Source organism: Streptomyces sp. NPDC045846 (assembly GCF_056431605.1).
Genome location: NZ_JBWKKJ010000005.1, coordinates 288,394 through 311,195, shown reverse-complemented (window position 1 = coordinate 311,195; position 22,802 = coordinate 288,394). Strand labels below are relative to the sequence as shown.

Annotated in this window: 23 protein-coding genes; 12 read left to right on the top strand and 11 right to left on the bottom strand. The window is 69.6% G+C overall.

Annotated elements, in window-relative coordinates:
* Positions 1 to 115 precede the first annotated feature (115 nt).
* Positions 116 to 289: a CsbD family protein gene (locus AC07F3_RS16455; protein WP_114040231.1), complete on the bottom strand. Its 174-nt coding sequence runs from the start codon at positions 287 to 289 to the stop codon at positions 116 to 118.
* Between the two features lie 257 nt (positions 290 to 546).
* On the opposite strand from AC07F3_RS16455, the gene AC07F3_RS16450 reads away from it, so the two are divergent.
* Positions 547 to 708: a DUF5670 family protein gene (locus AC07F3_RS16450; protein WP_114040230.1), complete on the top strand. Its 162-nt coding sequence runs from the start codon at positions 547 to 549 to the stop codon at positions 706 to 708.
* A 315-nt stretch (positions 709 to 1,023) separates the two neighbouring features.
* Here the strand turns inward: AC07F3_RS16450 and AC07F3_RS16445 are convergent, their stop codons facing one another.
* The 6 genes from AC07F3_RS16445 to AC07F3_RS16420 all read right to left on the bottom strand — a co-directional run bounded on the left by AC07F3_RS16445 (position 1,024) and on the right by AC07F3_RS16420 (position 5,429).
* A complete protein-coding gene (locus AC07F3_RS16445; protein ID WP_479114577.1) occupies positions 1,024 to 1,362 on the bottom strand; it encodes an STAS domain-containing protein in 339 nt (112 codons plus the stop codon).
* Positions 1,363 to 1,388: 26 nt separating this feature from the next.
* Entirely contained in the window at positions 1,389 to 2,672 is a 1,284-nt protein-coding gene (locus tag AC07F3_RS16440; protein ID WP_479114575.1) for a PP2C family protein-serine/threonine phosphatase, read from the bottom strand.
* Entirely contained in the window at positions 2,669 to 3,472 is an 804-nt protein-coding gene (locus AC07F3_RS16435; protein ID WP_479114573.1) for an alpha/beta fold hydrolase, read from the bottom strand. Before AC07F3_RS16435 ends, AC07F3_RS16440 begins: the two co-directional genes overlap by 4 nt.
* 95 nt (positions 3,473 to 3,567) lie before the next feature.
* Entirely contained in the window at positions 3,568 to 4,125 is a 558-nt protein-coding gene (locus AC07F3_RS16430; protein WP_479114571.1) for a GNAT family N-acetyltransferase, read from the bottom strand.
* Between the two features lie 123 nt (positions 4,126 to 4,248).
* The gene (locus AC07F3_RS16425; protein ID WP_479114569.1) at positions 4,249 to 4,686 is read right to left on the bottom strand and encodes a DUF3592 domain-containing protein; all 438 of its coding nucleotides are present in this window, start codon (positions 4,684 to 4,686) and stop codon (positions 4,249 to 4,251) included.
* Positions 4,687 to 4,916: 230 nt separating this feature from the next.
* Positions 4,917 to 5,429 carry a DinB family protein gene (locus AC07F3_RS16420; protein WP_479114567.1) on the bottom strand — a complete coding sequence of 171 codons (513 nt, stop codon included), beginning with the start codon at positions 5,427 to 5,429 and terminating at the stop codon, positions 4,917 to 4,919.
* Between the two features lie 1,616 nt (positions 5,430 to 7,045).
* Here AC07F3_RS16420 and AC07F3_RS16415 point away from each other — a divergent pair.
* The 3 genes from AC07F3_RS16415 to AC07F3_RS16405 all read left to right on the top strand — a co-directional run bounded on the left by AC07F3_RS16415 (position 7,046) and on the right by AC07F3_RS16405 (position 10,451).
* Complete coding sequence (locus tag AC07F3_RS16415) at positions 7,046 to 7,813, top strand: bestrophin-like domain (protein ID WP_479114565.1); 768 nt, start codon at positions 7,046 to 7,048, stop codon at positions 7,811 to 7,813.
* 184 nt (positions 7,814 to 7,997) lie between these two features.
* Positions 7,998 to 9,992 (top strand): flavin monoamine oxidase family protein, encoded by a 1,995-nt coding sequence (locus AC07F3_RS16410; RefSeq protein WP_479114935.1) that lies wholly within the window; start codon positions 7,998 to 8,000, stop codon positions 9,990 to 9,992.
* A 258-nt stretch (positions 9,993 to 10,250) separates the two neighbouring features.
* Positions 10,251 to 10,451, top strand: coding sequence for a hypothetical protein (locus AC07F3_RS16405; protein WP_479114563.1), 201 nt, complete (start codon positions 10,251 to 10,253; stop codon positions 10,449 to 10,451).
* 313 nt (positions 10,452 to 10,764) lie between these two features.
* Here the strand turns inward: AC07F3_RS16405 and AC07F3_RS16400 are convergent, their stop codons facing one another.
* On the bottom strand, positions 10,765 to 11,334 hold the full coding sequence (locus tag AC07F3_RS16400; RefSeq protein ID WP_479114561.1) for a CGNR zinc finger domain-containing protein: 570 nt from the start codon (positions 11,332 to 11,334) through the stop codon (positions 10,765 to 10,767).
* 74 nt (positions 11,335 to 11,408) lie between these two features.
* On the opposite strand from AC07F3_RS16400, the gene AC07F3_RS16395 reads away from it, so the two are divergent.
* The 6 genes from AC07F3_RS16395 (at position 11,409) to AC07F3_RS16370 (ending at position 18,577) form a co-directional block, all read left to right on the top strand.
* Positions 11,409 to 12,623, top strand: coding sequence for an MFS transporter (locus AC07F3_RS16395; protein ID WP_479114559.1), 1,215 nt, complete (start codon positions 11,409 to 11,411; stop codon positions 12,621 to 12,623).
* A 200-nt stretch (positions 12,624 to 12,823) separates the two neighbouring features.
* A complete protein-coding gene (locus AC07F3_RS16390) occupies positions 12,824 to 13,534 on the top strand; it encodes a FadR/GntR family transcriptional regulator (RefSeq protein ID WP_479114557.1) in 711 nt (236 codons plus the stop codon).
* The gene (locus AC07F3_RS16385) at positions 13,531 to 13,953 is read left to right on the top strand and encodes a hypothetical protein (RefSeq protein WP_479114555.1); all 423 of its coding nucleotides are present in this window, start codon (positions 13,531 to 13,533) and stop codon (positions 13,951 to 13,953) included. The genes AC07F3_RS16390 and AC07F3_RS16385 overlap by 4 nt, the downstream gene beginning before the upstream one ends.
* A gap of 309 nt (positions 13,954 to 14,262) precedes the next feature.
* Positions 14,263 to 14,439, top strand: coding sequence for a hypothetical protein (locus AC07F3_RS16380; protein ID WP_479114553.1), 177 nt, complete (start codon positions 14,263 to 14,265; stop codon positions 14,437 to 14,439).
* A gap of 66 nt (positions 14,440 to 14,505) precedes the next feature.
* On the top strand, positions 14,506 to 18,030 hold the full coding sequence (gene car / locus AC07F3_RS16375; RefSeq protein WP_479114551.1) for a carboxylic acid reductase: 3,525 nt from the start codon (positions 14,506 to 14,508) through the stop codon (positions 18,028 to 18,030).
* A gap of 118 nt (positions 18,031 to 18,148) precedes the next feature.
* Positions 18,149 to 18,577, top strand: a complete 429-nt coding sequence (locus tag AC07F3_RS16370; RefSeq protein WP_479114549.1) for a VOC family protein — start codon at positions 18,149 to 18,151, stop codon at positions 18,575 to 18,577.
* Positions 18,578 to 18,607: 30 nt separating this feature from the next.
* On the opposite strand, the gene AC07F3_RS16365 is transcribed toward AC07F3_RS16370, so the two are convergent.
* Positions 18,608 to 19,615: an RNA polymerase subunit sigma-70 gene (locus AC07F3_RS16365; protein WP_479114547.1), complete on the bottom strand. Its 1,008-nt coding sequence runs from the start codon at positions 19,613 to 19,615 to the stop codon at positions 18,608 to 18,610.
* A 152-nt stretch (positions 19,616 to 19,767) separates the two neighbouring features.
* Here AC07F3_RS16365 and AC07F3_RS16360 point away from each other — a divergent pair, with 152 nt between their 5' ends.
* Positions 19,768 to 20,334 carry a dihydrofolate reductase family protein gene (locus tag AC07F3_RS16360; protein ID WP_479114545.1) on the top strand — a complete coding sequence of 189 codons (567 nt, stop codon included), beginning with the start codon at positions 19,768 to 19,770 and terminating at the stop codon, positions 20,332 to 20,334.
* Here the strand turns inward: AC07F3_RS16360 and AC07F3_RS16355 are convergent.
* Both AC07F3_RS16355 and AC07F3_RS16350 read right to left on the bottom strand, forming a co-directional pair.
* Positions 20,322 to 21,110, bottom strand: coding sequence for a phytanoyl-CoA dioxygenase family protein (locus AC07F3_RS16355; RefSeq protein WP_479114543.1), 789 nt, complete (start codon positions 21,108 to 21,110; stop codon positions 20,322 to 20,324). The two genes, AC07F3_RS16360 and AC07F3_RS16355, sit on opposite strands and share 13 nt — an antisense overlap.
* A 185-nt stretch (positions 21,111 to 21,295) precedes the next feature.
* Positions 21,296 to 22,201, bottom strand: a complete 906-nt coding sequence (locus AC07F3_RS16350; protein WP_479114541.1) for a S41 family peptidase — start codon at positions 22,199 to 22,201, stop codon at positions 21,296 to 21,298.
* 57 nt (positions 22,202 to 22,258) lie between these two features.
* On the opposite strand from AC07F3_RS16350, the gene AC07F3_RS16345 reads away from it, so the two are divergent.
* Positions 22,259 to 22,801, top strand: coding sequence for an ArsR/SmtB family transcription factor (locus AC07F3_RS16345; protein ID WP_479114539.1), 543 nt, complete (start codon positions 22,259 to 22,261; stop codon positions 22,799 to 22,801).
* The last annotated feature ends 1 nt before the right edge of the window (position 22,802 follow it).

Here is a 22,802-nt window from a genome sequence, read left to right as displayed (position 1 = left end):
TTTCTTCCCTTCTTCCCCCGCGGTTCCCCCCCCCCCCCCTCCCCCCTCTCCCCCCCCCCCCCCCCCCTTTTTCCCCCCCCCCCCCCCCCAGGGCGTGTCTACGGAGCGGTGCCGGTCAGTCCTTGAAGACGTCCTTCACCTTCTCCTTCGCTTCGCGGGCATCGCCCTTGGCCTGCTCGGCGCGGCCTTCGGCCTCCAGGCGCTCGTTGCCGACCGCGCTGCCCGCCTTCTCCTTGACCTTGCCCTTGGCCTGCTCGACCTTGGACTGCGTCTTCTCGTCGCCTGCCATTGCGCTCAACTCCTCTTGCACCACGATTAGCCGTATTGCACTCAAGGAATCGCATGTCCCGCATCCGCCGCCGCAAACAGGCGAGATCGCATCACCTTGAAGAACCCGGCCCTCTTGTCGACAACACCACCCGGCAAACCCGCTTCACCAGCGGAAAGGGAAAGACGAATGCCCGGTTGAGAATCTCCTAAACAGTCGCGTTACAACGGTGTAAGCCTGCTTCGGCGGGGCATCCGCTTGCTCGGAGGTTGATAACTATGGTTCCCCTGCTTCTCGTTCTGCTGCTGGCCCTGATCCTCTTCGGCGCGGGTTTCGCACTCAAGGCGCTGTGGTGGATCGCCGTCATCGTGCTCATCGCCTGGCTGATCGGGTTCGTCGCCCGACCCAAGGGCGGAAGTGCACGCTGGTACCGCTGGTAGAAGCCAGGCACACGTAATCACCATGGTGGGGGCTCCCCGTCCTGCTGGGACGGGGAGCCCCCACTCCGATGTCCAAGCCAGTTCGGGGAACTTCACGCGCGTGTGGGTCCTGCACCGGATTCCGGGTACCAGCACCCAATGGCCGCGGCGTCGGCCTCCGTATATCGGAACCACGCCTCCAGGAAGCCGTCGCCGCGGTCCCGCAACGCGCGGTTCCTGCACCAGGAGTAAGACACAGTCGTCGGCGTCGCCAAATGCGTCCCCTGATTCAAGGCCCCTTCTCCCGCCCCTGCTCCCGCAGTTCGCGAAGTCGGGTCAGGATACGTCCGGCGTATCGCTTGCGGGGAGGACCGGGAAGATCTGATCGAGGCCGACGGTCCGGAGCACGGAGAGGGTGCGTGCGGGGACGTTGGCGAGGGCGAACCCGGCGCGAGCGGACGTTGCGTGGTTGTGTGCGGCGATCATCGCGGTAATGCCGCTCGAATCGCAGAATTGCAGGCCGCTCAGGTCCAGGACGAGTCGTTGGCCGGGCTGGAGGGCGAGGGCCGGAAGGTGCTCGCGCAGAGTGTGTGCGGTGGCGTAGTCGAGGTCCCCGTCGATCTGGAGCACAGGGCCGGTGGTGGTGCTGTGGAGGGTAATAACCAGCGGGTTCATTCTGCTGTTTTCGTCTGTGAGTTGGGCTACTGGCGGGGGGCGGCCGGGATACCGAGGGCCAGCAAGGCGGTGTCGTCGTCGAGGCCGTCACCGAAGTCGTCCAGGAGGCCGGTCAGGGCCTGGACCACGGCATGGGGTGACTGGCCGGCAAGCTCGGTGGCGAAGGCACGCAGCGCCTGGTCGCCGTAGAGGGCAGTCCTGTTCTCACCGGTACGAGCCTCGGTGAGACCGTCGGTGTAGAGCAGGAGTGTGTCGCCCTGCTCCAGGGTGGTGGCGGCGGTGGCGAAGTGGGCGGAGGGAAGGATGCCGACGAGGAGGCCGCCCGGGGTGGGCAGGAAGTCCGCGGTGCCGTCGGCGCGCAGAACGAGAGCGGGGGGATGTCCGCCCGAGGCCAGGCTCACCGAAGTGTCGCCGGTCGTGGGATCCGGCTCCAGAACGCCGAAGATGGCGGTGCAATAGCGCGGGTCACCCCCGTTGTACCGCTCGTGCAACACCGTGTTCAGGGTGGTCAGGACGGAGACCGGGTCGGGATCGTGCAGGGCCGCCGCGCGCAGGGTGTAGCGGGTCAGCGACGTGACGGCGGCGGCTTGGGGGCCCTTGCCGCACACGTCCCCGAGAAAGAAACCGTAGCGCTTGCCGTCGATGGGGAAGACGTCGTAGAAGTCGCCGCCGAGCCGGTCCGGCGAGGCGGTGTGGTAGTAGACCGCCGCCTCCATGCCGGGGATCGACGGCAGGACGTCGGGGAGCAGTGACTTCTGCAGTACGGCGAGCGCGTCCTGCAGCCGGGCGCGGTCCGCTTCCGCCTGTCGCCGTGCTTCCTCGGCGGCCTGTCGGCCGCGCAGGAGTTCTTCCTCGTAGGCACGCCGGTCGCGCGCGTCGAAGAGGGTGGTGCGGATCAGCAGCGCCTCACCGCTGTCGCCCCGCTTGACCACGGAGGAGACCAGCACCGGTACGCGTGTGCCGTCGGCTCGCTTGATCTCCAGAGCTATGCCGCTTATCTCGCCGCGCATCTGTAGCAGGGGGGCGAAGTGCGTCTCGTGATACAGCTTGCCGCCCACCGTCAACAGGTCCGTGAACCGCATCCGGCCCACCACTGCCTCGCGCTCCATGCCCAGCCAGCTCAGCAGGGTGCTGTTGATCTTCGCGATGGTGCCGTCCATCAAGGTGGACAGGTAGCCGCAGGGCGCCTGGTCGTACAGTTCCTCGGCACTGTCCTCCAGCAGGGCCGCGAACGCCGCGTTCGGCGTCGGTGCGTTGCCGCTGTCCTGCGGGTCGGGCGGATCCGGTTGCTCGCCTGTGCGGCACGTCACGCCAGAGTCCGCAAGAACGAGGTGATGGCATCGTTGGTGGCGCCCGGGGCGGACAGGTGGGGGCAGTGGCCGGTCGCGTCGAGAGTCACCAGCTCCGAGCCCTCGATCGCCTGGTGGACGTACGCACCGACCTCGCGCGGAGCGATGGCGTCCTGGGTGCACTCCAGCACCAGCGTCGGCACGCGCACGCCCTTCAGGTCGTCGCGCGAATCGGACAGGAACGTGGTGCGGGCGAAGACACGCGCCATGTCCGGATCGGTCGCGCAGAAGCTGTTCGTCAGCTCTTCTCCCAGCTCCGGCCGTTCCGCGTTCCCCATGATTACCGGTGCCATCGCTGCGGACCACCCCAGATAGTTCGACTCCAACGACGCGAGGAGTTCCTCGATGTCATCGGGGCTAAACCCACCCCGGTACCCCTCGTCGTCGATGTAGCGCGGGGAGGGAGCGACCATCACGAGCGCGCCGATGCGGTGCGGAGCCAGGTCCGCGGCGAGCACGCCGATCATCGCGCTCACGGAGTGCCCCACAAAGACCGCCTCACGCAGGTCGAGGGCTTCACATATCTCCACCACGTCGCGGGCGTAGCCGTCCAAGGTGGCGTAGCGGTCCTCGGAGAACGCGGACAACTCCGACCGTCCTGACCCCACGTAGTCGAACAGTACGATCCGGTAGTCCCGGGCCAGGGCAGGCACGGTGAGCCGCCACATGTTCTGGTCGCACCCGAACCCGTGCGCCAGCACCACCGTGCGCCCGCTCGGGTTGCCGGTGACCGTGACGTTGTTCCTGCGACGGATATCCATCCCTCCACACTCTCAGACCCGCACCACCTCTCCGTACCACCCCGCCAGCAGGCCGGACCCCGTCAAGGGTTGTCGTCCGAGCTGTTGACGCCTCCCTACCCCTGCTCCCACTCGGCGCGGGTGAGTTCGTACTCGACTTCACCGTGCTCCGAGCCCTCGATCGCCTCCGGCCAGTCCCCCGTGAAGTGCCGGACGAAGGACAGTCCGGACTTCTCCATGACGCGGCGGGAACGGCTGTTGACGGCCATCGTGTTCGCCGTGACCCTCTCGACCCCCAGCTCCGTGAACCCCTTGTGGATCAGCGCCTTGGATCCTTCCGTGGCGTAACCGTGCCCCCACGCCGCCTGGTTCAGGCGGTAGCCGAGTTCGACCACTGCGGGGCTGTGCTCGTCCACCGGCCGGAATTCGAACCAACCCAGCCAGGTGCGAGTGGTCCTTTCTTCCACGGCCCAGTAGCCACGGGTTCCCCAGCACGGGTAATCGTGCAGGAGACGCGGCAGGACTCGCGTCTCGATCGCCTCACGGCTGGTGGGGCGCCCCCCGTTGATGAAGCGCATGACCTCGGGAGCGTTGTCCAGGGCGAGCAGGTGGTCGGTGTCGGTCGTCGCGAACGCGCGCAGGACGAGCCGGTCGGTCTCCAGGAAGTTGGACATGCCGCGATCCTCACCACCGCCGACCGCCCCTGCCACAGGTTTTCCGGCGGTCGGCGGTGGTGTAGTACATGCCGCGCGGTCTGCGGATCGCTCGGTGAGCCCTGGGAAATGGTGCGGGAATCGCTACGGGAACAGCACCGAGACGTCGATCCACAGGAGGATCGCGAGCACGGCACCGACGCCGAGCGCCGCACACCCAGGCACCAGCACGGGTGCCAGGTCGTCCCGGCCTCCGATCGTGGCCGTGCGGGCCGGGTCTGCCGGATCGTAGTGGACCGTGGCCCGGTATCCGACGTGGGTGTACGAGGCCACGGCGTCCTCGGTGTAGGTGATGCGACGGCCGTCGCGGGTCACGAAGGCGAAGATGTGAAAGCGGTGGCCATCCATGTCAGTGGAGTTCGAGGCGACGTCCCGGACCTCGACGCACTCGGCCACCGCGGCCTCACCGTGCAAAACGACCCGGCGCATCATCAGCAGCCGCCGTACGAGATGGGCGAGCAGCAAAGCCAGTCCGATGGTCGGCAGCACCAACAGCGCCCCGATGGTCAGGATCTCCGTCATGCCGTCCGCCCCTTGTTGTTCTGAGTCCTGGTGGGCGTAGGCCCATGACCTGGGAATTCCCTCACGTTAACGCGCCTGCCGCACTACCCGGCAGCAGGGTCCCAGGACCGGGACGGGGCACAGACGGTCCCCCTCACAGAGAGCGCGGGGCAGCCCGGTGAACGGCCTCCCCCGGGCGGTGAGGGGGCTCGCTTTTGAGGAGAGATCCTCACTCAGCGGGTGATCTGGCGTCACACACCGGTGGCGCCGTCGATGCGTTCCCGGAGGAGATCCGCGTGGCCGTTGTGGCGGGCGTACTCCTCGATCATGTGGACGTAGATCCAGCGAAGGCTGACGTCCTGCCCCATGAAGCGACCCGTGTCGGTCAGGGCAGTGTTGGCACAGTGTTCGCGGGCGCGGGCGATCTCGCCCCGCCAGGTGGAGAGGGCGTCGCGCAGGGTGGCGCCCTCGGCCAGTTCGAAGCCGCCGTCGGGAGCGGCCGGGTCTGCCTGCGGATCGTGGATGGGCGGGACTCGCTCTCCGGCCAGCACTCGGCGGAACCAGTTCCGCTCGACTTCCGCCATGTGCTGGACTAGCCCGGTCAGAGTGAAGCCGGACGGTGGCACGCTCGCAACAGCGGCCTGCTCATCGTCGAGGCCCTCGCACTTCATGGCGAGGGTGGTGCGATGAAAGTCGAGCCAGGCTTCGAGCGTGGTGCGCTCGTCCCCGTTCAGGGGCGGCATAGGACGTTCGAGGGTACTCATCGGTCGATTATGGCCAGGGGCCGATGTCGTCGACAGGCAGGAGTCCGGCTCAGGGCGAACGTTGCCTGGTACAGCGTCAGTTCGGCCAACCCATCCGGGCGCGGGCAGCGCCTCGGCCGGTTGCTGGAAGGATGCCGAGTCTGCCGCCAACCGGGGCCATCACGATGCGCCGCCTCGGGCCGGTCGGTGCGAACCGTTTCCTGAAGATCGCGGCAACCGCTTGCGGATCATGCCGGTTCAGTCCCTCCGCATTCCGCGCGCCGAGGCGTCCGCCTGCTCTGCGGGATTCGATAATGCCGATATGAATGCCGGTCACAGGTGGTCCGGCAGCGTGAAAGCGGTGGCTTTGGCCGGTGTCGGAGTTTGCTTGCTCGGATTGGCGCCTTTGGGAGGTGGGGACAGCGATGCTCTGAGGATGACGGTCTCGACGAATAGTGTTCCGTCCACCGGTCCCGAAGTCAGGGCGGGCCAAGAACTGGTGCGCATCTATCGGCTGCGTAATTTCGCTGAATACGCGTTGCGCAACGTGCGTGTGCTCGACGGGCAGGCGGTGGAGGGCGTCGCGCGGTGCCCTCGGGCGTCCTTGGCGCCGCTGGGGACGATGGTGTGCCGGGCGTCCGTACGAGCCGTGCCGGGACGGCACGTCGGTCGGGCCACCGCCTCGGGCGTCCCGGCATGGGAGGAGTACGGGCCCTCCCGTGTCTCCGCCGTGGCGGGGTACGACGCCCACGCCTCGGTGTTGTCCCTCCGCCGGACCGCGTCGCAGAAACGTCTCTCCTATTTTCTTGAATACGCAGGACCGGCACCCCTGGAGCATCTGGAGTTTTCGGATCCCCTCCTGAATGCCGCGTCTTTGCAGTGCGCTTCGGGAATGGGCCTGCCGCGCAGTTTGCCGACCAGAGCGCGGCTGGAGTGCTGGGCGCCTGCGCCGGGGCAGCCCGGTCGGCACGAGTCGGTGGCCCGGGTGTCGGGAGTGACCGCAGACCGGGCGGTCGCCCCGGCCGGAACCCTGCTGCCGCCCTTGGCTCTCGCCGCGCAGGCGGCCGCGGAATACAGCGTGCCGCTCCCGCCGCCGGCAGTCGTTCCGCCGCCGCCTGCCCCGCCGCTCCCGCCCGCCCGCTCACCGGGCCGGTCCGGCAGCGGAAGACGGCGTCCGGCCCTCGGCGCGCCCGGTAGCGATACGCAGGCCCGGCGCCCCGCGCAGGCCCCCGGGCTCGCGTCGACCGGGGCGCCGCCCGCGCCCCCGGCGCCCCTCCCGGCAGCCGGTGGACAGCCTGCGCCCCCGGCACCTCCCCCGGCGGCCGGTGGACAGCCTGCGCCCCCGGCCGCGGCACAGCCCCCCTTCCCACCAGGCCCGGTGCCTGTGCCGCCGGGGGACCTGTTCCTCGCCGCCCCGGCCGGCAATGTGCCGGGCAATGCCGTGGCCCCGGTGCCGACGGCGGCGCCGTTGCCCCAGGGCACAGCAGCGGCCGCTCGCACGCCTGCCGGTCGGGCCGGTGAGCTGGCGGAGGGGATGGACTGGGCATTCTTCACGTTGCTGATCGTGCTCTTCCCCGCCCTTCTGGTGGCCGTCACCTCCGCATCACGCACATCGAAAACCGGAAGAGGGGACTGACATGTTCGGCGTGGGAATTGTGTGCGCATGCGTGGGTGCGGCGGCCGCATGGGGACTTACCTGGGCGCTTTCGCGCAGCGAGGCATCGAAGAAGGCGCACCTGGAGGCTCCGGCTCTGGCATTCGTCGGGAGCGCGACATTGGCCCTGTTCGTCTTGACGGCGGCTTTCCTGGTGGCCAGTTCCTGGCAGCAGCGCAATGCCGCAAGCGATCACACCTATCAGGAGGCACGGGGCCTGGAGTCCGCCTATGTCGCCGCCGGTGCACTGCCCACGGCCCAGGGGCAGCCGACGCGTCGCCAACTCAGGGCCTACGTAACGGAAGTGAACGGACCGGAGTGGGACCTGATGCGACACCAGGAGATGAGTACCCGGGCCTCAGGCATGCTCGACCGGGCGAGGCTGACGGCGTCACACGCGCAGGGAACCAGCGACCCGCAGAAAGCCGCGCAGGACACGCTCGCGACGGCTCTGGACACGGTGTCCACGGCACGCAATCAGCGCTCCAGCGACATGCGGTGGACGGTTCCGGACCCGATCTTCTACGCCCTGATCGCCACAGCCCTGCTGGTCGTCCTGTTCCCCGCCCTGGTCGGCATCAACGCCGGCCCGCGGCACATGCTGGTGATGATCATGCTGGGGACCGTCCTGGGGTTCGGCGTGTATCTCGTATCGAGCCTGCAGCACTCCTTCAACCCGCCCCTCGGAATCGAACCGGACGCCTACCGGCAGACCTTGGCCCGCTTCGACCAACTCGACGCTTCTCCGTAGCGCCCTTCACGCGGGAACTGGATCGGCCCGCCCCGTGACGCGGCCCGGCGAGCACTTGAGTGGGCCCAGGGCGTGACCGGATGGGCTGTTTGGGCTAAAGACAGGGGTGCACGTGAGCGGGAAGCCCGGACTGTGATGTGCGGCACTGCATGGTGTGGCTATGCACTCGTCTCGACCGCGCGGGATGCCCTCCCGCCCCAACTCCCTGTCCCGGCGCGGCTTTACCGCTACCACCGTGGCGACGGCGACCGCTCTTGCCACCACTGGAGCCGCACCCAACGCCGCCTCGGCTTCCGCGACCGTGGAAGCCCTCCGCCTCCCCCCAACGGAGGCCTCGTTGTCCCAGCGCTGCCTGGAGATCGCGCGGGCGCTGCTGCTGCGCGGGAGCGACGGGCAGGATCTGGTGCCCTCCTACCGGCAGGTGCTGGTGGGCAGCGGTCTTCCCCGTTCCGCCGCACGGCCCAAGAACGTACTGGTGGTGGGGGCCGGCCCGGCCGGCCTGGTGACCGCGATGCTGCTGCGGCGCGCGGGGCATACCGTCACGCTCCTTGAGGCCAACGGGAACCGTGCGGGCGGACGGATCAAGACGTTCCGGACCGGGGGTCATGAGCGTGCGGAGCAGCCGTTCACCGACCCGCGCCAGTACGCCGAGGCCGGAGCCATGCGCATTCCGCAGAGCCATCCCCTGGTCATGGCGCTTCTCGACCATCTGGGAGTGGCGCGGCAGAAGTTCCGCCTGGTCGACGAGCACCCGGACGGAACTCCCGCGCAGCAGACCTGGATCCACGTCAACGGTCTGCGGGTCCGCCGGGCCGACTACGCGCGCGACCCACAGCGGGTGAATCGTTCCTTCGGCGTTCCCCGCGCGCTGTGGAACACCCCTTCCAGCAAGATCCTCAGCGATGCACTGGCCCCGGTCCGGGACGAGTTCAGCACGCTGGGCCCCGACGGGCGCCGCGTGGACAAGCCGGTCGACGAAATGATCGCCGGGTGGGCGCGGGTCATCGAGCGCTTCGGCGACTGGTCCATGCGCCGGTTCCTGAGCGAGTTCGCCAAGCTGGACGAGGGAACCATCGACCTGGTCGGCTGTCTGGAAGACATCACTTCCCGCCTGCCGCTCTCCTTCCTGCACAGCTTCCTCGACGCCGCCCTGATCAGTCCCCAGACCACCTTCTGGGAACTGCGCGGTGGCACCGCCGCCCTGCCCGACGCCCTGTTGCGGCAGGTCGAACCGTGTGTCCGCTTCGACCGCCGGGTCACCCGCATCGAGTACTGGCACCCCGACCGCCCCCACACCGACACCCCGCACGTGAGCGCCGCCGGACCTCACGTGTGGGTCGACACGGTGTCCGAGGGGCGCGACGGAGCGCCGGTGCGGGAGCAGTTCACCGCGGACCTCGCCGTCATCACCGTCCCGTTCTCGGGACTGCGGCACATCCAGGCCGCCCCCCTCATGTCGTACGGGAAGCGCAGAGCCATCACCGAACTGCACTACGACAGCGCCACCAAGGTCGTCCTCGAATTCAGCCGCCGCTGGTGGGAGTTCAGCGAGGACGACTGGAAAGGTGAACTCGCCGCCATCGCCCCCCGCCTCTACGACTCCTACCGCACCGGCCGGGCGCCCGACGACGGCAGCCTGCTCGGCCGGCACGACTCCGTCACCGGCGAACGCCTCTCCGACAACCAGCGTGCCTACTACGCCGCTTACCGCTCGGTCTCCCGCGACCAGCCCGGACCAGTGGGCAGCCTGGGCGGAGGCTCGGTCAGCGACAACCCCAACCGGTTCACTTTCAACCCCTCCCACCCCGTGCCCGGCAGCCGGGGCGGCGTCGTCCTCGCCTCGTACACCTGGGCCGACGACGCCATGCGCTGGGACGCCTTCGACGACGAAGCCCGCTACCCCCACGCCCTGGCCGGACTCCAGGAGATCTACGGCCAGCGCATCGAGGTCTTCTACACCGGAGCCGGACGCACCCAGAGCTGGGCACGCGACCCCTACGCCTACGGCGAGGCATCCGTACTCCTGCCCGGTCAGCACACCGAGCTCTTCCACGACATCGCCACCCCCGAGGGCCCCCTTCACTTCGCCGGCGACCACACCTCCCTCAAACCAGCCTGGATCGAAGGCGCCCTCGAATCGGCCGTGCGCGCCGCACTCGAAATCCACCACACCCCCTGAACCGGCGTGCCCGCTGGGCCGGACGCATCCAGCCGAGCACCGCCGCAGCCACCGACCGTCAACGCGCAGCGGCTCGCTCACCGCGCGGGCCGTTCCCGTCCGACGGGCGACTGAGGTCGCCTGCCCGGTTGAACGCAGGGGTTGATTCACCACTGAACGCAGGGGTTGATTCACGACGCCGGGGTACGTGTTCGGGATCCTGTGTGTGAATCCTGTGTCGGGTTGTGCGGAGTTCCCGCTTCGGGGTATGCGCGCCTGATGAACCAGCACCGTCAAGGAAACGTCCAGGACCCGGCCACCAAACCAGCCGATTCCGCCGCGGCCGCCGACTTGTTGCGTGATCAGCTGGCCGAGGCGATCGCCTCCATCCGCTCACGTGGCGCGATGCTCCAGGGGCGCAAGCCCGATTCTCCCGACGAGAGCCCGTCGACCACACCGGCTCAGACGCCTCCCGGCTGAGCTCCCCGTTCCGGACCCGTGGCAGCCGAAGAGCACGGCGGAAAGTGAGTAGCCCCGCCGACCCGTGTCCGCTCAGGCCACGCCGACCCCGCCCGGGCGGGCGCGCGAGGTGGAGCGGTCGCCGGTAGGGCCGCCGTTGAGCCTGCGGCGGAGCAGCAGGAGAGCTTCGACGTCGGCCCCCCTCTCGGTCAGCTGATGGAGAAGAGGGGGAATGCCGAGGTCGACCGTCCCTGGGCCAGGCATCGGGAAGCGTCCCCGAGGCGCGAACAGCGTGGGCAGCATCCCGGTTCACCGCGACGCGGGGAACGCGGTCTCACGCCCCCTCGCCCGCCTGCCGCGCGCGAAACGCCGCCGCCTTGACCCGGTTCTGGCAGGCAGTCGAGCAGAACTGGCGACCCGCGTTGCGGGACACGTCCACATAGACCCGGTCGCAGCGCGCGGCCGCGCAGACTCCGAGGCGGCCGGCGTAGTCGCCGCCGAGAGCCATGGCGAGGCCGGTGGCACAGCCCGCGCTCCAACCGATCGCATAGGAGTCGTCGGCGCCATGGAAGTGAACCTGCCACGGCTCTCCAGGAACCCGGTCCAGCTGGGGGCGGGCGCCGGTCTCGCGCAGCAGCGTATTGAGGACGGGAGCCGCGTCGTCGAGGCGGTCGTCGGCGACGGCCTCGAACACCGTACGCAGCGCACGGGCAGTGTCGGCCAACCGGTTGGCGTCGTCGAGGTTCAGGTCTGCCCCCGCGGAGAGTGCGGCGCGCACCGCTCCGACCTGTTCGGCGCCTGCGGGGGCGAGGTAGCGACGTCCGCGCGCCTGACCATCGGTCAGTGCGTTGACGAGCGCCACCGAGGCGTCGAGCAGGGTACGCATGTGACTGTCGAACAGCACTTGACCAGTTACCTTCCGCCTGCCTACGGTGTCCGTCACTGACAATAGACCAATAACCAGTGACGGGAGGCGCTGTGCTGCGCCCCGAACCGCTGCCCCGCACCGTCCGTCTGCTCCTGCTCGCCCGAACCGTCAACCGGCTCGGAGCCTTCTCGCTGCCGTTTCTCACCGCGTTGATATGCGCCGACCACGGCGCCAGCCTGACCACCGCCGGGCTGGTCAGCGCCACCTTCGGGCTCGCGACCATCCCCTCGCGACTGGTCGGCGGACGACTGGCCGACAAGATCGGTCGGCGCACGACCATCGTGCTCGGCCTCTGCGGATGCGCGGTGGCCCAACTGGCCATCGCGGCCTCGGCGTCGCTCACCTGGGCGGTCGCCAGCGCGATCCTTCTGGGGCTGGCCTTCGAGCTCTACGAGCCGCCGAGCCAGGCGATCATCGGCGAGTCCGTTCCGGAACCGCAACGGGTGCGCGCGTTCAGCCTGTTCAGCGCCGCGCTGGCGGTGGGCGGCATGGGCGCCGGACTGCTGGCCGCCCTTGTCGGCCGCTGGGATCTGCGCTGGCTCTTCGTCATCGACGCCGCGACCTGCCTGGCCTGCGCGTCGCTCATCCGGCTCGCCCTCCCCCACGACCGCCCGGCACCACCCGGAGCAGACCAGGGGGACATCACCGTGCGGCCGCTGAGGGACCGCGTCCTGCTGGGCGTTCTCGCCACCGGAACCGCCTACGCGTTGATTCATCAGCAGACCGTGATGACCCTGCCCCTCGCGCTCGCACGGCAGGGCTTGCCCGCCGCCGACGCCGGACTGTTGTTCACCGCCGCAGCGGCGACCACCGTGCTCGCCCAACCACTCATCCAGCTGCCCTGGGTGTCCAGACTCAGGACGCCCCTCGCCCTCTTCCTCGCCCATCTCCTCCTGGCGGCGGGGCTGACCGGTTACGCCCTGGCCCGCACGCTGCCGACGCTGCTCGCCGCGGCGGTCGTCTGGAGCCTCGGCGACCTGCTGGTCATGGGCCGCGTCTACGCACTCGTCACCGACCTCGCCCCGCCCGGCGGAAGCGGCCGCTACCTGGCCGTGTTCGGCACCAGCTGGGGCGTCGCCGCAACGCTGGCCCCCGTCCTCGGCACCCAGTTGCTCGCTCGCGCGGGAACCACCACCTCGTGGTGCACGATGGCCGTACTCTGCGTGCTGCTCGCCGCGCTGCACCTCCGCGTGACGCCGCGACCCCCCGGCCTCCTCCGTGCCGCGGAGGCGGTTCGCCCTCAGGTTCCGGGCACCGCGCAGTGATCTTGAGCCCGGCGGCAGCTCCAGTGGGCCGCACGCCGTGGCAGGCGGACGCGCCATACGCACGCCCCCCGCAGCGCCCCCCTGAAGTTGGGTCGCCCCACCTCGCCCGTCCGCCTCCGAACCGGAGCGACTTGAGTGGGTAGAAGGCGAGGCAAACAACATGATGTTCAAACGTCTGATGTTTGTGTAGCCTTGCTGCCATGACACGCATCAACGCACCGCGGCGCACGGCCAGCCTGTCCGCTCAGCTCGTGGACAGCCTCCGCTCGCACATCGAGGCGGGGGGCTGGCCTGTCGGGACACGGATCCCGTCGGAGCAGGCCCTCATCGAGGAACTCGGCGTAGGGCGCAGCACGCTGCGCGAGGCGATCGGCGCGCTGGTGCACCTGGGGCTGCTGGAACCCCGGGCCGGGGACGGCACCTATGTCCGCTCCGCCAGTGAGCTTCAGTCGGTCATGGTGCGGCGGGCGAGTTCCACCCAGCGGGACAAGGTGCTGGAACTGCGTACCGTGCTGGAGGAGTACGCCTCGGGAGCCGCGGCCCTGCGCCGCGACGAGAGTCAGCTGCAGCAGATGCGGGAGCTGCTTGCCGACGCCGACGCGGCCAGCGCCGGCGAGGACCCGGCAGCGGCCACGAACGTCGACGCACTCTTCCACCGGGCTGTGGTCCGGGCGAGCGGGAACGACCTCCTGATGGAGGTGTACGACCATCTCGGTACGGCACTCGCCTCGTCCTTGGGGGGCCTGTCCTGGGATGCCGCCCACGCCGAGGAGCATGCCCGGCTGCACCGGCGGCTTGTCGACGCGATCGAGGCCCGGGACGCGGGCGGCGCCCGTGCCGCGGCCGCGGAGATCGTCCAGCTCACCCGCGACCACGAGACCACCGCACCACGAGCGGTGGACGGCAAGTGAGTGCGCAGCCAGACGCGTTACCCCTTCAGCGATCCAGCTCCCTGACGCCGGTCGCCGCCGCCACCCGGCCCGCCGTGCCGGTCGGGCTCATCATCGCGATCTGCCTCGTATCGGCGAACCCGCGGACCACCCTCAGGGGTGTCGGCGCCCTGCTGCCGGAGATCAAGCACGGCAGCGGCGTGACAGCGAGCGGGGGCGGGCTGCTGAGTACCCTCCCGCTGCCGACGTCCGCCGCGACACCGCCCTGGGTCGCCCGCGCCTCCCACCGAGGGGGCAGTGCTCGCCCGCGGGTGGTGGCGCTCGGTGTGCCGGTCTTCGGAACGGTGGTCCGCGCCCCTCCCTCCGTGACCTTCCTGTTCGCCGGGACGGTGGTCCTTCCCGCGGACATCGCCTTCGGCAATGCGCTGCTCCCGCGCTGATCGTACGGAGCGTGCCCGCACCCTGTACCCAGAGCATCAGCGCTCTCTTTATGACCGTCATGGGCCTCATGGCCGCGGTCTCCTCGGGAATCTCTGCCCCTCCGCCCGTGCCGGGTGCCCGGCACACCGCGCCGGCCTGGGGCGTCCCCATCACCATCGCGGCGCTCCTCGCCTGGCTGCCCCGGATGCGCGGTGCCGAGCCAGTGGCGTGCACACTGCCAGGCTCGGCAGCGGCACATGCCTCGTCCTCGCACTGACCCTTCAGGCCAGCGCGCAGGCAGCTCCGGCGAACCCCCCGCGCCGGCGGCCATGGCGCAGTCCGTGGGCTGCCTCGTCACGTCGGCCCGCCTCCACCTCGGCATCCTGCACGACACCACATACAGCTGGACCCTGCCGCTCACCGTCCTGTCCTCCCTCGGCGTCGCCACGGCGGCCGCCGGACACGGAGCGGGACAGGGCCGCCGCACCCGCCGGCCGTCCCCCTGACCGGACCGCCCCCCGCGACACACCACACCCCTGACCAGATTTCCGCGGCCACAAAGGAGATTGCTCGTGTCACCCTCCCACTCCCCCTCCGACGAGTTCGACGCATCCGCCGATCGACGCAGCGCCCACCTGTGCGCGACCGACCTACAGTTCCGCGACACCGCGCCCCTGGACACCGTCACGGAAGCCATCCGCCGTCCCGGACTCCCCCTGGCTGCCCTGGTGGCCGCCGTGATGGAGGGGTACGCGGACCGCCCCGCCCTGGGCGAGCGCGCCACCGAGCTGGTCACCGACCCGAAGACGGGCCGCACCACGCTGGGGCGCCTCCAGCGGTTCACCACACTCAGCTACCGCGAGCTCTGGGAACAGGTCGGCGCGGTGGCCGCCGAATGGCGGCATCACCCCGAACACGCAGTGAATCCAGGGGACTTCGTCGCCCTTCTCGGTCCGACCGGCGTCCAGCACACCGTGGCGAATCTGGCCTGCGTCCGCTCCGGGGTGGTGTCCGTTCCCCTGCCGGTCGGCGCCTCGGCGGACCACTTGGTCCCCATGGTGGAGCAGACGGAACCCCGCCTGCTCGTCGTGGACATCGAGCACCTGGAGCTCGCGCTGGAGATCACGGCCCGCACCCCCTCGCTGGGCAGGGTCGTCGTCATCGGCCACCATCCCGGCGTCACCGCCCACCAGGAGCAATGGGAGTCCGCGCGCGGTCGGCTCGCGGCGCAGGGCCACGGCGCGACCCTGGACACGCTCGTGTCGGTCATCGACCGGGGAAGGACCCTGCCGTCGCTCCCCCGGGTTCCTGAGGGGGCTGCGGCCGACACGCTCAGCGCTCTGATCTACACCTCCGGCAGTACCGGCGTCCCCAAGGGCGCCATGTACACCGAGCGACACGTCAGGCAGTTCTGGGTCGACTTCGTCCCAGGTCAGACGGCTCGGCCTGCCATCGTGCTGAACTACCTGCCTTTGAGTCACATGATGGGAAGGGGCGTCCTGTTCGGCACGCTCGCCAAGGGGGGCCTCGCCTGTTTCGCGGCGTCCAGCGACCTGTCAACACTCTTCGAGGACCTCTCCCTGGTCCGTCCCACCGAGTTCGTCATGGTGCCCCGCATCGCCGACATGCTCCTGCGGCACTACCGGGACGAGTGGTCCCGCCGGTGTGAGGCGGGCGGCGCTGGGGCAGGGCCGGAGGAGCGGGTGAAGCAGGAGCTGCGGGAGAAGGTCATGGGCGGCCGCCTCTTGTGGGCCGTCAGCGCCTCGGCGCCCCTGAGCGAGGACATGAGGGCGTTCGTTGAAGACTGCCTCCACATCAGGTTGTGCGACGGCTACGGGTCGACGGAAGCCGGGATCGTCCTCCTCGACGGCCGGGTGCTGTGCCCACCGGTGACCGACTACCAACTGGCCGATGTTCCCGAGCTGGGATACTTCGCCACGGACTCGCCCCACCCCAGGGGCGAACTGCTGGTCAGGTCCGACCGGCTCGTGCCCGGCTACTTCCGGCGCCCCGATGCCACCGCCGAGGTCTTCGACGAGGACGGCTTCTACCGCACGGGCGACATCATGGCTCGCGTCGGCCCCGACGAGCTGAGGTATGTGGACCGCCGCTCCAACGTCCTCAAGCTGTCCCAGGGCGAATTCGTGGCGGTCTCCCGCCTGGAGGCGCTCTTCACCGGGAGCCCGGCCGTCCGTCAGATCTTCCTGTACGGCAACAGCGCCCGTGCCCACCTGCTCGCGGTCGTCGTACCGACGACGGATGCCCTTGTCCGCGCCGGCGCGGACACCCGGCGTCTCCGGCAGCTCCTGCGAGAATCCCTGCGTGGCATCGCCACCGAGGCGGGGCTCAACTCCTGGGAGATTCCGCGGGACTTCCTCGTCGAGCGCGAGCCGTTCAGTCAGGACAACGGGTTGCTCTCCGCAGTACGCAAGCCGCTGCGCCCGGCCCTGACCAAGCGATACGGACAGCGGCTCGAAGCGCTGTACGCCGAGTTGGCCGACCGTGAGGTCCGCGAGCTGCGGGCCCTGCGCCAAGTCGGCACCGAACAGCCGGTCCTGCAGAGCGTCCTTCGGTCCGTGCGGGCCCTTCTCGGCCAGGAGGACGATGATGTCCAGCCGGGGACACGCTTCACCGAACTCGGTGGTGACAGCCTCACGGCGCTGTCGTTCGCCCAGACGCTCAAGGAGATCTTCCACGTCGACGTACCGGTCGACGTGGTCATCAACCCGGTCAACACGCTGCGGCAGGTGGCCGATCACATCGAGCGGGCGCTCGCATCGGAACAGCGCCGCCCGACCGCCGACAGCGTCCACGGCCCAGACGCGAGGCGCCTCCACGCGGCCGATCTGCAACTGGACACGTTCCTCGACCCGGCGACCATCGCGCAGACCGCGAGGCCGACCGGTCCGCTGCCCGCAGCCCAGACCGTCCTGCTGACCGGCGCCAACGGCTACCTGGGCCGGTTCCTGTGCCTTGAGTGGCTGGAGCGTCTGGCGGAGCGCGGCGGCACACTGGTGTGCATAGTGCGCGGCTCCTCCGCCGAGACCGCCCGGGCACGGCTCGACGCGGCCTTCGACAGCGGCGACCCCGAACTCGTCGAGCGCTACCGCAAGTCCGCCGCCCGGCATCTCCACGTGATCGCCGGCGACATCGGGGAACCGAACCTCGGGCTCGACCAGGAGACCTGGCGGACCTTGGCCGACACCGTGGACCTGATCGTCCACCCGGCGGCGCTGGTCAATCACGTCCTGCCCTACGACCAGCTGTTCGGCCCCAACGTCGTGGGAACGGCGGAACTGATCAGGCTCGCGATCACCTCCCGCGTCAAGCAGTTCACCTACCTCTCCACGATCGCCGTCGCCTTCGGCCACGAGGCTGCGGGCGATGAGTCGGCGGACATCCGCACCGCATGCTCGACGCGCGACCTCGATGGGAGTTACGCCGACGGTTACGCTGCCAGCAAATGGGCCGGTGAGGTGCTGCTGCGCGCCGCACACGAAACGTTCGGTCATCCGGTCGCCGTCTTCCGCTCGAACCTGATCCTCGCGCATCCCCGTTATCGCGGCCAGCTCAACGTGTCGGACGTCTTCACGCGCCTGCTGCTGAGTCTGCTGGCAACAGGCATCGCGCCTGGCAGTTTCTACACGGGGGCCGCAGGCGGCGGCCACTACGATGCGCTGCCGGTGGACTTCACCGCGCGGGTCATCACCGCGCTGGGGGACGACGCACGCGAGGGCTACCGGACCTACAACGTGGTCAACCCGCACGACGACGGCATCTCGCTCGACACATTCGTCGACTGGTTGTCCGCAACTGGCCATCCACTGACGCGAGTTCAGGACTACGCCGAGTGGCTGGAACGCTTCGAGACCGCCCTGCGGGGCCTGCCCGACCGCCAGAAGCGGCACTCGCTGCTCCCCCTGCTGCACGCCTTCGTCCGCCCGGAACAGCCGCTTCCCGGATCCGCCCTGCCGGCGGACCGCTTCCGCGAGGCGGTCCGGGCCGCAGCCCTCGACGGGCATCATGACATCCCTCATCTGACACCGGAGCTGATCACGAAGTACGTGGCCGACCTCCGGGCCCAGCGCCTGGCATGAGGTCGCCAACAGGAGCGCCACCGAATCCGTGCGAGGCGCTCGTTGTCGAAGGCGTCGGCGACCGTCCCCGCGAAGAAACCGTCTCTCGCGGGGCGGCACCCGCCTCTAGGGTGGCTCCATGACGTCGATCAAGAAGTTCCAGGTCACCTTCGACTGCGCGGAGCCCGAGCGCCTCGCTCGTTTCTGGTGCGAGGTGTTGGGGTACGTCGTGCCGCCGCCACCGAAGGGGTTTGCCACATGGGACGACTTCAAGGCCTCGCAGTCACCTGAGGAGCGGGATGCGTGGTTCGCCTGCGTGGATCCCTCAGGTGTCGGTCCGCGGCTGTACTTCCAGCGCGTACCGGAAGGGAAGGCCGCCAAGAATCGCGTGCATCTCGATGTGCGGGTCGGTACCGGACTGGTGGGTGAGGAGCGCCTCGCCGCGCTCGAGGCCGAGTGCGCACGGCTGATCCCCCTGGGCGCGGTCCACGTACAGACCCTGTATGACGGCACCGATTCGTGCATCCCGATGCTGGACATCGAGGGCAACGAGTTCTGTGTCGACTGAGCGGCACGGCAGGTGATTCGTTGACCGGGGTTATCGGCTCGGGAGTGAGCGTGGGAGCCCGAACCAGGGCAGCATGTCGTTCTCGAACCGGGTCATGGCGCTGATGCGGTCGCCGGCAAGTGTGAGCACGTACAGGCCGGTCCCGTGGCTGATGCCGTCGCGGGCCCGCAGATACGCTCCGAACGCCGGCTGACCGTTGGCTCGCGTCGGGACCAGGTCGAACCTCCGGTCCGCGCGGAAGATGGCGGCACAGAAGCGGGCCACGAGGTCCTTGCCCTCGTACTCGAAGGGCACGGGCGGCATCGAGACGAAGGCGTCGTCGGTCAGCAGATCCACCAGGGCGTCGAGATCGGCGGACTCCCACGCACGGACGAACTGCGCCACGATCGCGTTCTCGGAGGCCGAGCCGGCGGCGGGCGGTTGGCCGTCCGCGGCGTTCGGCCCGCGGCGTCGCAGGGCGGCGCGGGCTCGTTTGAGGGCGCTGTTGACCGAGTCGACGGTCGAGTCGAGCATGGTGGCCACCTCGCGGGCGTGGAATCCGAGGACGTCACGCAGGACGAGAACGGCGAGTTGGCGGGGCGGCAGCGCCTGCAAACCGGTGACGAACGCGAGGGAGACCGACTCGGTCTGCTCATAGCGGGCTTCCGGCCCGAGCGGGGCCTCGCTCACGGCGTCGAGCAGGCAGTCGGGGTACGGCTGTAGCCAGACGACCTCGCCGAGCCGGGTCGGCTCGGGCGGCTCGACATGGGGCACGTTCCACTCCTTGGCCCGGCGTCGGCTCGCCGAACGCCGCGCGTTGAGGCACCGGTTGGTGGCGATCCGGTACAACCAGGTGCGCAGCGAGGCACGTTGCTCGAATCCCTCGATGCCCTGCCAGGCGGCCAGCAGCGTGTCCTGAAGGGCATCCTCGGCGTCCTGCAACGATCCGAGCATCCGGTAGCAGTGCACCCGCAACTCCGCGCGGTGCGGCTGGACCAGTGCGCGGAACGCGTCACCGTCACCGGCCCGGGCCTGCGACATCAGGTCGCCGCTCGCCATCCTCGTCCACCTCTCCCCCGCCCCACGGCACTCCCTCGCATAGGGACACCGGCCGACCGCCGAACTGGGCGGCCGCCGTGCGCCCAGTTCCGCCGATGCCGCGGTGTCTGCATCCGTGGCAGCCAGACCATCCGAACACAGGGAGCACCGAAATGGGACCAATCGTCGTCTTCGAGAACGTTTCGCTCGACGGAGTCCTTCAGGACCCGACCGGCGAGGAGGGCTTCAGCCGCCATGACTGGCGGGCCGGGCTCGCTCCGGCCGACCGCGAAGCCTGGGACAAGCTCATCCTGGACGATGCGCTGCGCGCGCAGGCCCTGCTGCTGGGACGACGCAGCTACGAGTTCTTCGCCGCGCGCTATCCCTCCCGCACGGGCCGACTCGCGGACAGGATGAACGGCCTGCCCAAATACGTGGTCTCCAGCACGCTCGCGGATCCCCGCTGGAAGAACTCGACGGTCCTCGGTGGCGACATCGTCGAGGAGGCGGCGCGTCTGAAGCACACGGTCAACGGCGAGATCCGTGTCTACGCCAGCTCCCGGCTCGTGCACACGCTGATCGAGCACGACCTCGTCGACGAGCTGCGGCTCGCCGTCTTTCCGCTCCTCATGGGCGCGGGCAACCGCCTCTTCGACCCGACCGGCACCCCCAAACCCCTGCGTCTCGCCGGCAACCGCACCGTGGGTGACAGCCTTGCCCACCTCACCTACCAGTGGTGACCGGGGGTGTCCTGCCCCAGGCCCCGACGGATCGAGATCTCCACGGGTGAGTACGCGCCGTCGGCCCGTTCCAGTTCGTACGGCGCGGCGGGCATCAACGGCGGCTGGGCCATGAAGCGCGGCCGCACGCCGTGGTGCGGTTGCGCCGCGTGCACCAGGAACGGATGACACAGGAAGACGTCCCCCGGGGAGCCGGTGGCGAGGGCGAGGGGGCGGCGGTCGGACGCCGCCACCAGGTCGGGCGCGAGAGCCAGCCCACTCGCCCCGTCCTCCCCGTACTTCTCCAGCACCTTCGGCACATCGAGGTGGGAGCCGACCCGGATCCGGGTCGGGGCGTCCTCCTCACCGATCTCGCTGAACAGGAACAGCATGAGCAGTGCGCGGTCCCGGGACCGCAGATTGGTGAAGTACCAGCTCTCGCCCTCCGGCAGGTAGCTGCCCTCGATGTGCCAGCCCGCGTCGTTCGGCTCCTCCTCGTGCGGGAAGCGCAGGGGGAACGAGCCCAGCGAATAGCGGGGCTCCCAGCGTCCCGGGCCGACGAGCAGGTCGTACGCGCGGTGCAGAGACGGGGAGTTGGGCGCGGCGGCGAACGGGCCCTGGGCCATGCCCGCCACCCAGTGCACGGGCTGCGTCCATGTCGCGGGATCGTCCGGGTCGCAGCCGGTCTCACGCCACAACAGCCGCGCGCAGTCCGCGGCCACGCGCGGGGCGACGGCGCCCTCCAGCTTCACGAAGCCGTCGCGGAGGAATCGGGATACCAAAGTCGTGTCATCCATGCCCTCATCGTGCGGCGCCACCGGCTTTGAGCACCCGACATTTTCCGCACCGCCTCTGTCGGGTGTGCACCGAGCCCCGTCATCGGGTGACCTGTGAAGCGCGTCCGAGGGAGGCTGGTGAGTCCGGGCCGGGCTGCCCGGGGGCTCGGGCGCACTGCGCCAGGATGCCGCTCAAGTGCGACGGCTCAGTTCTCCAGTTGGGCGAGGGCCAGTGCGTGCGCGTGGTCCAGGGACTCGGCAGCGGCGCAGGGGACGTCCGGCTGCACACCGGTGCCCTCCCAGTTCGTGCCGGAGACGGGGTTGATGGCGCGGCCCACGGGGATGGTGGCCTCCAGGTGGGGGTGCACGGTCCAGCCCTGGCACGGGTGCGCACCGCCGCGGGTGCGCTCACCCACGACCGTGGCGCGGCCGAGCTGTTGGAGGTCGTACGCCAGCTCCTCGGCGGCCGAGAAGGTGGTGTCGCTGGACAGGACGTACAACGGCTTGCTGCCGCCGAAGCGCGCGCCGGGAACGTGCGGCAGGCTCCAGGACTGCTCGCTGCGCTCGCCCTCGCGCCAGTACATGCTGTTGAGGTGGGTGCGCTCATCCAGGAGGTAGCTACAGACGAACGCGACCGTGTCCGGGTCGCCGCCCCGGTTGGAGCGAAGGTCCACGATCAGCGCCCGGGCGCGAGAGGCCAGGGTGAGCGCCGCGGTCAGTGGTTCGGCGGCCCACTCCAGCGGAAAGAGCATCGGCGCCAACTCCACTACGGCGACCCCTCCTTCGAGCAACTGCACCCGCGGCACACCGCCGAGCGAAGCATCGAATTCCCGCCGCATCGAGTCCAGAGTGGCCGCCCCCTTCTTCGAGGACACCCGGTCGGCGTGGTGCTTCAGCCGCAGATGCCGGTCGCCGTTGACGGACTGCAGGTCCGCGGTGACCAGTCGGGCGAGTTCCTCGGCGCCGTCGACGTCATAGGCGCCCTCGGCGAGGCGCCCCTTCAGCAGGCCGGCGAGCTGCTCGGCCGTCTCGGGGAACACGTAGCGCTCGGCCAGCAGCCGGACCGTCTCGTCGATGACCGAGGCAGGCCGAAGTTTCGTCAGAGTCGTCATGGCAGGAAGTAGAGCACCGCCCTTGCCAAAGCGTCAAAGACTTTAGACACTTTCACCATGCGAGATCAGCCTTCCTTCCCGCCGCCTCCTGAGGACGTCCTGGAGATCGGCGCACCTCAACAATTCGCGGCGCTCGCCCACCCGTTGCGTCAGCGGCTGCTCTTCGCCCTGGGCCAGCGGCCGGCCACCATCAGCCGGCTCGCGGCTCAACTCGACGCGAAGAAGGGCAACGTGGCCCACCACGTCAAAGTGCTCCGCGAAGCCGGGCTGGTCCACGTCGCCGAGACCCGCCAGGTCCGTGGAGGCACCGAGCAGTACTACCAGCGCACGGCTCGCCAGATGGTCGTCGCCGAATCCCAGGCGGCAGGCACCGCCGCGATGCTCGCCGCGGTCGCCCAGGAGCTCGACCGCTCACCCACCGAACCCGAACTGACCCTGCGCCACCTGCGTCTCAGCCCGGCGAAGGCGCGAGCACTCGGCGAGACCCTCACCAAGCTGGTCGACGAGGCCGAGGAAGAAACGGAGGACCAGCCCGTACACGGCGTACTCGTAACGCTGTACCAGCAGGCTCTGCCGACCGATGCCGCGGGTTCCGCCTAAC

Coding starts and splice junctions, on each gene's coding strand:
- AC07F3_RS16450 (WP_114040230.1), top strand. CDS start 547: ATGGTTCCCCTGCTTCTCGTTCTGCTGCTGGCCCTGATCCTCTTCGGC.
- AC07F3_RS16345 (WP_479114539.1), top strand. CDS start 22,259: ATGCGAGATCAGCCTTCCTTCCCGCCGCCTCCTGAGGACGTCCTGGAG.
- AC07F3_RS16410 (WP_479114935.1), top strand. CDS start 7,998: ATGCCCTCCCGCCCCAACTCCCTGTCCCGGCGCGGCTTTACCGCTACC.
- AC07F3_RS16370 (WP_479114549.1), top strand. CDS start 18,149: ATGACGTCGATCAAGAAGTTCCAGGTCACCTTCGACTGCGCGGAGCCC.
- AC07F3_RS16425 (WP_479114569.1), bottom strand. CDS start 4,686: ATGACGGAGATCCTGACCATCGGGGCGCTGTTGGTGCTGCCGACCATC.
- AC07F3_RS16365 (WP_479114547.1), bottom strand. CDS start 19,615: ATGGCGAGCGGCGACCTGATGTCGCAGGCCCGGGCCGGTGACGGTGAC.
- AC07F3_RS16390 (WP_479114557.1), top strand. CDS start 12,824: ATGACACGCATCAACGCACCGCGGCGCACGGCCAGCCTGTCCGCTCAG.
- AC07F3_RS16380 (WP_479114553.1), top strand. CDS start 14,263: ATGGCGCAGTCCGTGGGCTGCCTCGTCACGTCGGCCCGCCTCCACCTC.
- AC07F3_RS16415 (WP_479114565.1), top strand. CDS start 7,046: ATGTTCGGCGTGGGAATTGTGTGCGCATGCGTGGGTGCGGCGGCCGCA.
- AC07F3_RS16445 (WP_479114577.1), bottom strand. CDS start 1,362: ATGAACCCGCTGGTTATTACCCTCCACAGCACCACCACCGGCCCTGTG.
- AC07F3_RS16435 (WP_479114573.1), bottom strand. CDS start 3,472: ATGGATATCCGTCGCAGGAACAACGTCACGGTCACCGGCAACCCGAGC.
- AC07F3_RS16430 (WP_479114571.1), bottom strand. CDS start 4,125: ATGTCCAACTTCCTGGAGACCGACCGGCTCGTCCTGCGCGCGTTCGCG.
- AC07F3_RS16420 (WP_479114567.1), bottom strand. CDS start 5,429: ATGAGTACCCTCGAACGTCCTATGCCGCCCCTGAACGGGGACGAGCGC.
- AC07F3_RS16455 (WP_114040231.1), bottom strand. CDS start 289: ATGGCAGGCGACGAGAAGACGCAGTCCAAGGTCGAGCAGGCCAAGGGC.
- AC07F3_RS16355 (WP_479114543.1), bottom strand. CDS start 21,110: ATGGATGACACGACTTTGGTATCCCGATTCCTCCGCGACGGCTTCGTG.
- AC07F3_RS16350 (WP_479114541.1), bottom strand. CDS start 22,201: ATGACGACTCTGACGAAACTTCGGCCTGCCTCGGTCATCGACGAGACG.
- AC07F3_RS16405 (WP_479114563.1), top strand. CDS start 10,251: ATGAACCAGCACCGTCAAGGAAACGTCCAGGACCCGGCCACCAAACCA.
- AC07F3_RS16360 (WP_479114545.1), top strand. CDS start 19,768: ATGGGACCAATCGTCGTCTTCGAGAACGTTTCGCTCGACGGAGTCCTT.